We start from the raw sequence: 13,232 nt of genomic DNA on the forward strand, positions 1-13,232 counted from the left end.
GAAAGCACTTACAGTCGTGGTCAGGGTCGTGAGCGGACGTTAATAAAACTCTTCTTCTACTTATCGGCAGATCTGCGCCAGACTATAGTCAGTCAAGGCGAAAAGCCAGTTCGGCCCCTCCAGCATGCCTATTGAAACCACTGTGCCAAGTCAAACACCACAATCACTCGATGCCTGGGTCAAACTGCTCGACAGCGTTCGCCTGCCGATTCCGCAGGCCAGCTACGAGCGGGTAAAAGCGGCGATGGCCGACAGCCGCCGCTCGTTGCGCGACATCGCCGAATTGATGCAAGGAAGCCCGGCCCTGGTGCTCAGCGTGATGCGCGAGGCCAACCACCACACCAACACCAGCCTCGGCGAACCCGCTGAAAGCCTGGAGGTTGCCCTCAACCGACTGGGGCTCGCGCGCACAACAGCGCTGCTGGAGCGCCTGCCTGTACTTCCCGAGCACCAGATCGCCCCGACACTGCGGCAGTTGCAGTTGGTCAGCCAGCACGCCAGTCAGCAGGCCAGCGGCCTGTTCGCCAGTCGCCTGGCGCGGCTTTGGCAAGAAATCCACTGGGGCAGCCTGCTGTTTCTGTCGCCCCTGTGGCCACTGGCCTTGACTCACCCCAAGCTGCTCGAGGACTGGGAGCTGCGGGTGGTGCACAAGGGCGAGTCGGCGCTGCGGGTGGAACAAGAGTTGTTTGGTGTGCGCGTGTTGAGCCTGTGCAAGGCACTGGCCGAGCATTGGTGCCTGCCGGAGTGGGTTACCCGCGGCTATCACCTGCTCCAGGATGAACGCCGACTATTGGCCAAGGCCCTGCTCATCGCCCGCGACCAGAATAGCCTGCGCCAACAACAGCGGCTGGACGCGCAGCCGGCATTGCGACGCTGGTTCAACCAACCTTCCAATACCGTGCTATTGGCCAATGGGCTGGCACTCGCCGCACAAGTGGGCTGGACCAACGGCCACGTAGCGCGCTGGCAGATGCTCTGCAGCTTGTACCTGCAGACTTCCCTGGACGACGTCCAGCAGTTGGTTCATCAGCAAGCAGCCATCAGCGCTCGCAAACATCCCTGCACCCAGTTGCTCCATCCGGCCGAAGCGCTGCTCTGGCCCTGGAATCAGCAGCGCCTGCACCCCGGCCAGGTTGCGCCATCACCGCCCTCGGCCCAGGCCCTGGGTACCTGGCGCAAGCGCTGTGCGCAGTTGCTGGCCGAGCCCAGCCCCTTCACCAACGCCCTTCACTTGACCACCCAAGCCCGTGACGCCCTTGTGGCCTGTGGTATGCAGCGGGTGATGCTGTTGATGACCGACAATCAGCAGTCTTTGTTGCGGGTCCATCAACTGGCCGGGCTGCCACGCGAGGCTGCCGGCCTGGTGCTACCTGTCGAACACAACAAGTTGTTGCAGCGTTTGATGAGCAAAGCTGCGCAACTGCGCCTGACACCCGAGAACCAGGCGCAGTTCTCGCCACTGCTTCCGCCGGCCCTGCAGGCACTGTTTCGCAGCGAACACCTGTTGCTTCGTTCACTGTCCAGCAATGGCCGAGTCGTGATGCTGCTGGTGGCTGACCAGAGCGGCAAACCGCTGGCCGACGTCAGTGTGCAGGCCTTCGGCAAAACCGCGCAGTGCATCGAACGGGCCCTGACCACCTTCAGCCACCGCAGCGCCTGACCCATGCGCTACAATCGCTCCCCCTGCCCTGACATGGAGACTCTGGATGACTGATTTTTCTGGCTTGCCCCTGGTAATTGAGCCGGTAGACCTGCAAGCCCGGCTTGATGCGCCAGAGTTGATCCTGGTTGACCTGACCAGCGCCAATCGCTACGGCAGTGGTCATATTCCCGGGGCACGCTTCGTCGAGCCCAAGCGCACCCAGCTGGGTCAACCTCCGGCACCGGGCTTGCTGCCGGCCAAGGCCGACCTGGAAAAGCTGTTCGGTGAGCTGGGGCACAATGCCAACGCCGTGTACGTAGTGTATGACGACGAAGGCGGTGGCTGGGCCGGGCGCTTTATCTGGCTGCTCGATGTGATCGGCCACAAGCGCTATCACTACCTGAATGGTGGCGCACAGGCATGGCCGGCGAATAACCTCAGCACCGAAGTACCCGCCAGTGCTGGCGGTCCGGTGAGCCTCGTCCTGCACGAAGAGCCCACTGCCACCCGCGAATACTTGCAAAGCCGCCTCGGCGCTGCCGACCTGGCCATCTGGGATGCGCGTAGCCCGGGGGAATATCGGGGTGAAAAAGTCCTGGCCGCCAAAGGTGGCCACATTCCCGGCGCGGTCAACTTCGAGTGGACTGCCGGCATGGACCTGAACGATCACCTGCGCATCCGCAAAGACATGCCCGAAATCCTCGAACAGCTGGGCATCAGCAAAGACAAGGAAGTGGTCACCCACTGCCAGACACATCATCGTTCCGGCTTTACCTACCTGGTAGCCAAGGCCCTGGGCTACCCGCGAGTCAAGGCCTACGCCGGCTCCTGGGGCGAGTGGGGCAACCACCCGGACACGCCTGTAGAACATTGAAGAATCAAGGAAACCCAATGAAATCCCGCTTGTTTATCATCAGCCAGTATTTGCTGCCGCATCACCTGTTGTCGCGCCTGGCCGGCTGCATTGCCGAGTGCCGCGTGCGCTGGTTCAAGAATGCTTTCACCAACTGGTTCGCCAAGCGCTACCAGGTCGACATGTCCCAGGCCCTGGTCGAAGACATCACCGCATATGAACACTTCAATGCCTTCTTCACCCGCGCCCTGAAACCCGGCGCGCGCCCGCTGGATGAAACCCCGGGGGCCATTCTCTGCCCGGCCGACGGTGCCGTCAGCCAGCTCGGCCCGATCGAACACGGCCGCATTTTCCAGGCCAAGGGTCACAGCTTCAGCGCCCTGGAGCTGCTGGGTGGCGATCCAGCCAACGCTGCGCCGTTCATGGGCGGTGAGTTCGCCACCATCTACCTGTCGCCCAAGGATTACCACCGCGTACACATGCCGCTGGCCGGCACCCTGCGCGAAATGATCTACGTCCCGGGCCGCCTGTTCTCGGTCAACCAGACCACCGCCGAAAACGTGCCAGAGCTGTTTGCCCGCAACGAGCGCGTGGTTTGCCTGTTCGACACCGAGCGCGGCCCGATGGCCGTGGTGCTGGTGGGCGCAATGATCGTCGCGTCGATCGAAACCGTCTGGGCTGGCTTGGTGACGCCACCCAAGCGTGAGCTCAAGACCTTCCGTTACGACGAAGCCAGCCGGGCGCCGATCCACCTGGAAAAAGGTGCGGAGCTGGGTCGCTTCAAATTGGGCTCGACTGCCGTCGTACTGTTCGGCCCGGATCAGGTCAAATGGGCTGAAACGCTCGGCGCAGGGTCTGCGGTGAGCATGGGCCAAGGCCTGGCGATGCCTGCCCAGGCTTGAGCATAAAAAAGCCCGCAGCGATGCGGGCTTTTTAATTGGCTTGTCTTGGCGCACTGTTGGAAACACTGTCTTGCATAGGCGCTGTGGGAGCGGGCTTGCCCGCGATCGGCCGCGTAGCGGCCGTAAACCGGCCCACACTCAACTGCATTGGCCGCATCGCTGGCAAGTCAGCCCCAGCGGTCAGACGCGACCGTCACGATCCCGGAAGCCCAACAGGTATAGCACACCGTCCAGCCCCAGGGTCGAAATCGCCTGCTTGGCCGACTGCTTGACCAGCGGCTTGGCACGGAACGCTACGCCCAGGCCGGCAATGGCCAGCATCGGCAGGTCGTTGGCGCCATCACCTACGGCGATGGTCTGCTCCATCTGCAAGCCTTCCTTGCGCGCCAGCTCTCCAAGCAGGTCGGCCTTGCGCTGGGCGTCGACAATCGGCTCGACCGCAACACCGGTCACCTTGCCGTCAACCACCTCCAACTCGTTGGCAAAGACATAGTCGATGCCTAGCTTGGCCTGCAGTTGCTTGGCGAAGTAGGTGAAGCCACCGGACAGAATTGCCGTCTTGTAGCCCAGACGTTTGAGTTCGGCGAACAGGGTCTCGGCGCCTTCGGTCAGGCGCAGCGACGCACCGATCTCGTCCAGCACTCCGACATCCAGCCCCTTGAGCAAGGCCAGGCGCTCCTTGAAGCTGGCACGGAAATCCAGCTCGCCACGCATGGCCCGCTCGGTGATTTCCGAAACCTGCTCTCCAACGCCGGCAGCCTTGGCCAGCTCGTCAATCACCTCGGCCTCGATCAGCGTCGAGTCCATGTCGAACACCGCCAGGCGACGGTTGCGACGGAACAGCGAATCCTGCTGGAAGGCGATATCGACATTCAGTTCCTGGGCCACGCTCAGGAACTCGGCACGCAGCGCTTGCGGGTCGGCAGGCTCCCCACGCACCGAGAACTCGATGCAACCCTTGCCCTGGTCAACCGGCGTATCCAGCGCCACACGCCCCGACAGTCGGTCGATGTGGTCGATGTTCAAGCCGTACTTGGCGGTGATCGAGCTGACACGCTGCAACTGCTCGGCAGTCACCTTGCGAGTCAACAGGGTGACGATGTGACGGGCTTTGCCCTGACCTTCGACCCAGCTCTGGTAATCCGCTTCGGAAACTGGCGTGAAACGGACCTGCTGATCGAGTTCGTAGCCCGCGAACAGGATGTTTTTCAACACCGAGGAGGCCTTCTCGGTATCCGGGATTTCCACCAGGATGCCAAAAGACAGGGTGTCATGAATCACCGCCTGACCGATGTCGAGGATGTTCACACCACCCTGGGCCAGAACGCCGGTGATGGCCGCAGTGAGACCAGGGCGGTCCTCACCGGTGATGTTAATCAGAACGATTTCGCGCAAGACGGGCTCCGACTCGTAGAAAAAAGCGCATTCTACCGATTTTCACAGACCATCGGGCGCAGCCGATACTTTGCCGCCCCTTGAGCGCTCGCTATACTGCGCAGCAACTTCTCCGACATAAAGAGCCGCGCTCTGTGAACCGGCCCACGCCCGTTAAGACCGACAACTTCTTCCTGCTGATTTTTCATGCGCTGCGCCAACGCCGTGTGCCGCTTGCGCTGCGGATCGCCTGCCATAACGTGTTCCTGGTAGCACTGGCCCTGGTGATCTATGCCTGCGTGATGGGCTTGCAGTTCAAGCAGGCCATGCATGAACAGGCCGACGCCCTGGGGCAGAGCCTGACCACGCAGACCGCAACCTCGGCGACAGAGCTGCTGGTGTCCAACGACATCCTCAGCCTCAATGTGCTGCTGGGCAATCTGGTGAAAAACCCGCTGGTCGCCCATGCGGCCATCTATAGCGTCGACAACCGGATCCTTGCCGAAGCCGGCCAGCGCCCGAAAAACGGCCTGCTGGGCGAGGCCGAAGGCCTGTACCAGACCAAGATTACCTTTCAGGATGTGACCGCAGGCCAACTGCGCATCAGCCTGGACATGAGCCAGTTCCAGCAACCGCTGACCATCAGCCTGCAGAGCATGGGCATCCTTGCCGGTATTCTGCTGGCCCTGGCCCTGGCCATGAGCCTGCGCCTGGGACGCTTCATCTCCACGCCCTTGCTGCAACTGCGGGTCTGGCTGCGCGACATCAATGAATTCACCCCGGCGATCGAGCGCCAGGACGAAATCGGCGACCTGGCGCGCCAGCTGCACGCACGCCTGGCACCTCCACCACGGGAAATCGAACCGGAAGATGACGTCGAAGAAGACCACCTCGACGACGATGAGCCTGAATTCAAGGTTCGCAATCTGCGCGACCCAAGCTTCGACGAAGCGCCTACGGTGAACAAGGTGAACAAGCCGGTAGCGGAGGACGATGAAAACGACGACGCGTTTGCCGACCTGCTTGACGAAGAACACGACGATGCCCCGCAACCTGCTGCTCCGCCTGTCAAGCGTGAGCCTCAGGCCAGCGCTGTGCTGGCGGTACAACTGGGCTCCCAGGAACAACTGCGCCGCCTGCCCCGGGCGCGCCTGACCGAGCTGCTGGAGCGCTATCGCGATTGCCTCGACCAGGCCGCATCACTGTACGAAAGCGAAGTACATACCCTCAACGACGGCAGCACCCTGATGCTGTTCCACAAGCAGGACAGCGGCGAGGATTACCTCACCAATGCCATCTGCTGCGGCGAACTGCTGCGCGCGCTGGGCCACGCCCTGCAGATCGAGGTGGCCGACAGTGGCATCACCTTGCAACTGCAGCTGGGCCTGGCACTGGGTGAAGGCCTGGACGGCATGAGCCAGATCGACCTGCTGCTGACCGAAAAGGCCCAAGATGCCCTGGCGTTGTCGCAACACAGCCGCAACCTGCTGCTGGTGGAGCGCAAGATCAGCGACGACGCCCTGATCCGCCAACGTGCCCGTATCCGTCCTATCGCAAGCCCCGAGGGTGCCTGCTGCGTGGAACGCCTGATGGAGCCCTACCCGTCGATGCTGGAACGTCAACTGGCGCGGATGCACGAGCGTCGGGTCAAGAGCTGATCCCCAGCGCGGGCAAGTCTGCTTGAGTGACTGCATGGCGACTGCTGCGCAGTCGATCGCAGCCTCGTACCTCGGCAGCGGCTACCTGTTGCATCTGGTTCTGTAGCTGCTGGTACAGCCTGTTATCGGGCGCACAGTGGACGTGGACGGCTTTCACCTGTTCCCACAAGGCCCAATAAAAAAGCCCGCATCGCTGCGGGCTTTCTTGTATCTGTTCACCTAGAAGCGGAACACTTCCATATCGGTGCGAATCGGCGTAGCCAATGGAATCTTTGGCTTCTCCGGTTCTTTGCGCACTTGCACCGGCGCGGCCTTCTTCGGTTGCTCTTCAGCGATCGGCGGCTGGTTGGCCAGCGGCTTGAGCGCAACGCTCAGTTGTTCGGCCAGCTTCTGCAGCAACTGGCCCTGGGCCTGCACCTGCGCTGCCGCGCTGCCCTCGTGCTGTTGCTCCAGGTGGACAATGCGATTGTCACGGACCTGTCCACGGCGATCAAGCAGGCGCCACTGGGCGTCAAGCACCGCAGGCTGGTTGACGCCGGAGTCCAGGCGAGTGATCGACAGCAGGACCTGTACATCCGGTGTGAAGCCCGTGTTGCCCGGCGCCAGCACGACGCGCTGGCTGTCCAGGCGCCAGGCCAACTGACGTACCAGCAACTGATCGATGTCTGCCGACAGGCTGCCAGCCCAACGGCCATCGGTCGCCGCGGTCAGGCTACCATCGGCTTGACGCTGGAGCAGGGTTTCGCGCTGCAGGTAATCGGCAACCGACACCGGGCCGAGCACGACAGCCATGCCCGCACTTTGCTTGGGCTGGGCAGGCTCGCCACTGTCGAGCTGATACAGGGATACCGGCTGGTGCATGCTGCAACCAGTCAGTCCGAGTACACCGACCAGCAGAACAAACGGAAGGCGCAGAAATTTCATCATCCCATCCAGGCGGCCGCCACAAGGCAAACCGCAGTGATACTCATATAGATTCGTCCGGGCACACAGCCACGCTGATGCCGCAAGGGGCCTATCATCCGCGAAATAGCGGTTCGACTCCAGTGTTTCAACCCCGAACGGGCGCGAAAATACCCATTCGGGGTCTCTAGACCGGCTTATCCGACGTTCTCGACCAACAAAGCGTCTACCCGCTGGAAGCCTCGCGGCAGTTTGTTGCCTCGACGACCGCGTTCGCCCTTGTAGTGCTCCAGGTCATCAGCCTTCAACGACAGGGTACGCTTACCAGCCTGCAACACAAGCGTCGCACCGTCGGGAATCACCGCCAAATCAGTGACATATTCCTCACGGCTGGCTACCCGGTCACCGGGAATACCAATGATTTTATTGCCCTTTCCTTTACCAAGCTGTGGCAGATCGCTGATTTTGAAAATCAGCAGGCGACCTTCGGTGGTCACCGCGGCAAGCCAGTTCTGCTCTCGGTCGGCCACCGCACGCGGGGCAATGACCTTGGCCCCGTTTGGCAAACTGAGCAGGGCCTTGCCGGCCTTGTTCTTGGCCTGCAAGTCTTCGCCCTTGACCACGAAGCCGTAGCCAGCATCGGAGGCAATGACATACAAGGCATCGTCTTCAGGCAGCAGCACGCACTCGAAGCCGGCACCTGGTGGTGGCGTCAGACGGCCGGTCAAAGGTTCGCCCTGGCCACGGGCCGACGGCAAGGTATGGGCGGCAACCGAATAACTGCGACCTGTGGAGTCGATAAACACGGCAAACTGGTTGGAACGCCCGGCCGCAGCAGTCTTGAAACCATCACCAGCCTTGTACGACAGGCCCGTGGCATCAATGTCATGCCCCTTGGCGCAGCGCACCCAACCCTTTTCCGACAGAACGACGGTGACAGGTTCGGTGGGCATCAGCTCGTTTTCCGACAGCGCCTTGGCTTCAGCGCGCTCGACAATTGGCGAGCGACGGTCATCGCCGTAGGTTTCGGCGTCCTTGATCAGCTCGGCACGTACCAGCTTGCGCAGCTTGCTTTCGCTACCCAGCAGGGCAGTCAGCTTGGCTTGCTCCTTGGCGAGCTCATCCTGTTCGTTGCGGATCTTCATCTCTTCCAGCCGCGCCAACTGGCGCAGGCGGGTTTCGAGGATGTATTCGGCCTGGGTTTCGGTCAGGTCGAAGCGGGCAATAAGCGCGGCCTTTGGCTGCTCTTCGGTGCGGATGATATGGATCACTTCATCCAGGTTGAGGAAGGCAACCAGCAAGCCTTCGAGCAGATGCAGGCGGCGCTCGACCTTGTCCAGGCGGAACTTCAGTCGGCGGCGCACCGTCTGCACACGGAATTCCAGCCACTCGACCAGCAACGCGCGCAGGTTTTTCAGCTGCGGGCGACCATCCAGGCCGATGATATTGACGTTGACCCGGTAACTGGACTCCAGGTCAGTGGTGGCGAACAGGTGCTGCATCAGCTCGTCGAGGTCGACCCGATTGGAACGGGCAATGATCACGATCCGGCAAGGGTTCTCGTGGTCTGACTCATCGCGCAGGTCAGCGACCATCGGCAGTTTCTTGGCCTGCATCTGGGCAGCGATCTGCTCCAGTACCTTGGCCCCGGAGACCTGGTGTGGCAATGCGGTGACAACGATGTCCCCGTCTTCGATGCGGTAGACCGCACGCATGCGCACCGAGCCACGGCCGCTTTCGTAGATTTTCAGCAACTCCGAGCGCGGCGTGATGATCTCGGCTTCGGTCGGGTAGTCCGGCCCCTGAATGTGCTCGCACAATTGCTCGACTGTGGCCTTGGGCTCATCCAGCAAGCGCACGCAGGCGCTGGCAACTTCACGCAGGTTGTGGGGTGGCACGTCGGTGGCCATGCCCACGGCAATACCGGTGGTGCCATTGAGCAGGATGTTCGGCAGGCGTGCCGGCAGTACCGCCGGTTCGTCCAGGGTACCGTCGAAGTTGGGCACCCAGTCGGCAGTACCCTGGCCCAGTTCGCTGAGCAGCACTTCGGAGTAGCGCGACAGCCGGGCCTCGGTGTAACGCATGGCAGCGAAGGACTTCGGATCGTCCGGAGCACCCCAGTTGCCCTGGCCGTCGACCAGGGTGTAGCGATAGCTGAAGGGCTGCGCCATCAACACCATGGCTTCGTAGCAGGCCGAGTCCCCGTGGGGGTGGAATTTGCCGAGCACGTCACCGACGGTACGCGCCGACTTCTTGTGCTTGGAGTCGGCGTCCAGGCCCAGCTCGCTCATGGCATAGACGATGCGTCGCTGCACCGGCTTCAAGCCGTCGCCGATATGCGGCAAGGCGCGGTCCATGATCACGTACATGGAGTAGTTGAGGTAGGCCTGTTCGGTGAAGTCAGCCAGTGACCGGCGCTCTACGCCATCGAGGCTGAGATCAAGGGAGTCGCTCATGCGGGCCTCATCATTTCAGGTTCTGGCGCAGCAGCAAGGTGCCACCACGCTGGGTAAATTCGAGTTGTTTCAGGGCACTCATGCCCAGCAAGACCTGGTCGCCCTCCAGTCCCGGCACCACCAGGGCACGCAGATCGCGCAACTGGATATCGCCCAGTTGCAGCGTGTCCAGGCGCGTGCGATAGCCCTGGGTGCGTCCATTGGCGGTACTGAGCGTCACAGGAGCACCACGCTCGAGATCAAGCTTGCCAGCCAGCCTTTCGGGAATCGCCACATCGGTGGCACCGGTATCGAGCAGAAAATGTACCGCCTGGCCATTGATCTGGCCATCGGCGACGAAGTGCCCCTGGCCGTTGCCCGCCAACTGCACTTCGATAAAACCTTCACCGTGCTGCGAACTGATCTGGGTATTGGGGTTGGCCTGACGCTGCTCCCAATCGCCGAAATAGCGTGTAGCCAGGAACAAGCCAGCCGACCAGGCCAACACCAGCAACACCCTGCCAGCACGCTTTCCCGGTGGCTGGCTCACGGCTTGGCGCTCCAGCCGCCTTCAGGGGCAGCAAATCGCCAGACCACCGGCCGCGACTCACCGTCGTTACGCGTTGCACCGTTGTTGTCCACACCGACCCAGGCGCCTTTGGCATCGATCACCAGGGCTTCGGCCAAGCCGAACGGCTGGGTGTACAGCCGCGTCTCGGCCAGCGCATCGGCGGCGAACGACCAGCAACGCTCGATTTTCGCGCTGCCTGCATCACGACGGCATATCCGGTGGGCATTGCGTTCCAGGGTGAAAAGTTTGTTGTTGAACAGGGCGAGGTCGGCAAAGTCCCTCGGCAGCGCACGCGCCTCGGGCATCTGCAGGGGTTGCATCTCGACCCCCGCCTCGCTCAGCAACACACAGCCGCCGGCGCAGCTCCACACCGTTTGCTGGCGATTGATCAACAGCAAGCCGCGACGTTCGCGCTCTGCCGCCAACCACAGGCGATCACCAGCCGGGTTTACCGCCAGGCCTTCGAACAAGGCATTGAAATGCAGCAGCATGCCGCTGGCCCGGGCCTGACGAACCATGCTCGGATCGATCTTCAACCAATTCGGCTCACCGTCGACTGGCACTTGCAACACGGCGGCGTGGGCTTCACTGACCACATAGCGATTGCCGGCGGCATCACAGGTGATGGCCTCGAAATCCAGGTCGCCACCACGCACCTTGCCAGCGGCCCACGTGCGTGAGCGCAAACCCCAGGGCAAGCCGCTTTCCGGCACCGGGGGAGCAGCCAGCGGTATCGACACGGCCTGCCACACCGTGGCCTGGGTATCCATCCGGTACAAGAGGTCGTCGTCGCGGTCGGATACCGCCCACAGTTCGCCCTTGCACAGGGCCAGGCCCGAGAGGTTGCCGCCACGCATGCCCTCGACCGGATGTTCGCTCACCAGCTTGAGCTCAGGCCAGGGCGCCGCCTGCAATGACAGGGCAAACACACCAAGTGCCGCTGCCAGTAGCAGACGAATCAAGCCAGTACCTCGGCCAGGTTGCCTTTGGACTCCAGCCACGTCTTGCGATCGCCGGCACGCTTCTTGGCCAGCAGCATGTCCATGATCTCGCGGGTGCCGTCCAGGTCATCCAGTGTCAGTTGCACCAGGCGACGGGTGTTCGGGTCCATGGTGGTTTCACGCAGCTGCGGCGGGTTCATTTCACCCAGCCCCTTGAAGCGGGTGACCTGTGGCTTGCCGCGCTTTTTCTCGGCGACCAGGCGATCCAGAATGCCATCGCGCTCGGCCTCGTCCAGGGCGTAGTAGATCTCCTTGCCCAGGTCGATCCGGTACAGCGGCGGCATGGCCACATAGACGTGGCCGGCTTCGACCAGCGGACGGAAATGCTGGACGAACAACGCACACAGCAGCGTGGCGATGTGCAGGCCGTCGGAGTCGGCGTCGGCGAGGATGCAGATCTTGCCGTAGCGCAGTTGGCTCATGTCGGCCGCACCCGGGTCGACACCAATGGCCACGGCAATATTGTGTACTTCCTGACTGGCCAGGACCTCGCCACCGTCGACTTCCCAGGTATTGAGGATCTTGCCGCGCAGCGGCAGGATCGCCTGGAATTCCTTGTCACGCGCCTGCTTGGCCGAGCCACCGGCCGAGTCACCCTCGACCAGGAACAGTTCGGCGCGCATCGGGTCCTGGCCGGCGCAGTCCGCCAGCTTGCCCGGCAGTGCCGGCCCTTGGGTGACACGCTTGCGCTCGACCTTCTTGCTGGCCTTGAGACGGCGTCCGGCGTTGTTGATGGCCAGCTCGGCCAGTTGCATGCCCAACTCTGGATGGGCGTTGAGCCACAGGCTGAAGGCATCCTTGACCACGCCGGAAACAAACGCGGCCGCCTCGCGGGACGACAGGCGCTCCTTGGTCTGGCCAGAGAACTGCGGCTCCTGCATTTTCATCGAGAGCACGAAGGTGATGCGCTCCCAGACGTCCTCCGGGGCCAGCTTGACCCCACGCGGCAACAGGTTGCGGAACTCGCAGAATTCGCGCATGGCATCGAGCAGGCCCTGGCGCAGGCCGTTGACATGGGTGCCGCCCTGGGCGGTGGGGATCAGGTTGACGTAGCTTTCCTGGACGCTGTCGCCGCCTTCCGGCAACCACAGCAGGGCCCAGTCGACGGCTTCCTTGTTACCGGCCAGGCTGCCACAGAACGGTTCATCGGGCAGGCGCAGGAACTCGTTGACCGAGTCGACCAGGTAGGAACGCAGGCCGTCCTCGTAGTGCCATTCGACCTTCTCGCCGCTGCCCTTGTCTTCAAAGCTGACCAGCAGCCCCGGGCACAGGACCGCCTTGGCCTTGAGTACATGCTTGAGGCGGCTGATGGAGAATTTGGCGGAATCGAAGTACTTGGGGTCCGGCGCAAAGTACACGCTGGTACCGGTGTTGCGCTTGCCGACCGTGCCGACCACTTCCAGCTCGCTGGCCTTGTAGCCATCGGCGAAGGTCATCTGGTATTCGTTGCCATCACGCTTGACCTTGACCCGCACTTGGCTGGACAAGGCGTTGACCACAGAAATACCCACCCCGTGCAGACCGCCGGAGAACTGGTAGTTCTTGTTGGAAAACTTACCGCCGGCATGCAGCTTGGTGAGGATCAGCTCGACCCCCGACACCCCCTCTTCAGGGTGAATGTCTACCGGCATGCCGCGCCCGTCGTCGGACACTTCCAGCGAATGGTCGGCGTGAAGGATCACCTGCACCGATTTGGCGTGACCTGCCAGGGCTTCGTCGACACTGTTGTCGATGACTTCCTGGGCCAGATGGTTTGGCCGGCTGGTGTCGGTGTACATGCCCGGGCGCTTGCGCACCGGGTCAAGGCCCGAGAGGACTTCGATGGCGTCTGCGTTATAGGCACTAGCGCTGGGAATGGCCATGGGTTCTCGTCGTCAGTCGTGGGTGAAAATA

Annotated in this window: 10 protein-coding genes; 4 read left to right on the forward strand and 6 right to left on the reverse strand. The window is 62.3% G+C overall.

Translation table 11 applies throughout. The features are described 5' to 3' along the window. The first annotated feature begins 124 nt into the window (after positions 1 to 124). Genes ABVN19_RS20290 through asd form a run of 3 tightly spaced genes read left to right on the forward strand, consistent with a single transcriptional unit; the run spans position 125 to position 3,397 of the window. Entirely contained in the window at positions 125 to 1,660 is a 1,536-nt protein-coding gene (locus ABVN19_RS20290; protein WP_105642338.1) for an HDOD domain-containing protein, read from the forward strand. A 46-nt stretch (positions 1,661 to 1,706) separates the two neighbouring features. Next, positions 1,707 to 2,516, forward strand: coding sequence for a rhodanese-like domain-containing protein (locus ABVN19_RS20295; protein ID WP_028945662.1), 810 nt, complete (start codon positions 1,707 to 1,709; stop codon positions 2,514 to 2,516). Positions 2,517 to 2,533: 17 nt separating this feature from the next. Further along, positions 2,534 to 3,397: an archaetidylserine decarboxylase gene (gene asd, locus ABVN19_RS20300; RefSeq protein WP_028945661.1), complete on the forward strand. Its 864-nt coding sequence runs from the start codon at positions 2,534 to 2,536 to the stop codon at positions 3,395 to 3,397. Positions 3,398 to 3,577: 180 nt separating this feature from the next. Here the strand turns inward: asd and serB are convergent, their stop codons facing one another. Then, the gene (serB, locus tag ABVN19_RS20305; protein WP_028945660.1) at positions 3,578 to 4,792 is read right to left on the reverse strand and encodes a phosphoserine phosphatase SerB; all 1,215 of its coding nucleotides are present in this window, start codon (positions 4,790 to 4,792) and stop codon (positions 3,578 to 3,580) included. 134 nt (positions 4,793 to 4,926) lie between these two features. Between serB and ABVN19_RS20310 the strand changes: the two genes are divergently transcribed. Further along, complete coding sequence (locus ABVN19_RS20310) at positions 4,927 to 6,429, forward strand: HAMP domain-containing protein (RefSeq protein ID WP_105642339.1); 1,503 nt, start codon at positions 4,927 to 4,929, stop codon at positions 6,427 to 6,429. A gap of 219 nt (positions 6,430 to 6,648) precedes the next feature. On the opposite strand, the gene ABVN19_RS20315 is transcribed toward ABVN19_RS20310, so the two are convergent. From ABVN19_RS20315 to parE, 5 genes are all read right to left on the reverse strand, one after another. Further along, positions 6,649 to 7,353 carry an ABC-type transport auxiliary lipoprotein family protein gene (locus ABVN19_RS20315; protein ID WP_028945658.1) on the reverse strand — a complete coding sequence of 235 codons (705 nt, stop codon included), beginning with the start codon at positions 7,351 to 7,353 and terminating at the stop codon, positions 6,649 to 6,651. 176 nt (positions 7,354 to 7,529) lie between these two features. Then, positions 7,530 to 9,788, reverse strand: coding sequence for a DNA topoisomerase IV subunit A (gene parC / locus ABVN19_RS20320; protein WP_028945657.1), 2,259 nt, complete (start codon positions 9,786 to 9,788; stop codon positions 7,530 to 7,532). 10 nt (positions 9,789 to 9,798) lie between these two features. Continuing rightward, a complete protein-coding gene (locus ABVN19_RS20325) occupies positions 9,799 to 10,317 on the reverse strand; it encodes a TIGR02281 family clan AA aspartic protease (RefSeq protein ID WP_028945656.1) in 519 nt (172 codons plus the stop codon). Continuing rightward, positions 10,314 to 11,300, reverse strand: coding sequence for an esterase-like activity of phytase family protein (locus ABVN19_RS20330; protein WP_028945655.1), 987 nt, complete (start codon positions 11,298 to 11,300; stop codon positions 10,314 to 10,316). Before ABVN19_RS20330 ends, ABVN19_RS20325 begins: the two co-directional genes overlap by 4 nt. Then, entirely contained in the window at positions 11,297 to 13,201 is a 1,905-nt protein-coding gene (parE, locus tag ABVN19_RS20335) for a DNA topoisomerase IV subunit B (protein WP_028945654.1), read from the reverse strand. Before parE ends, ABVN19_RS20330 begins: the two co-directional genes overlap by 4 nt. Between the last annotated feature and the right edge of the window lie 31 nt (positions 13,202 to 13,232).

The sequence above is a fragment of the Pseudomonas vranovensis genome (assembly GCF_040438935.1).
Classification (GTDB): Bacteria; Pseudomonadota; Gammaproteobacteria; order Pseudomonadales; family Pseudomonadaceae; genus Aquipseudomonas; species Aquipseudomonas vranovensis.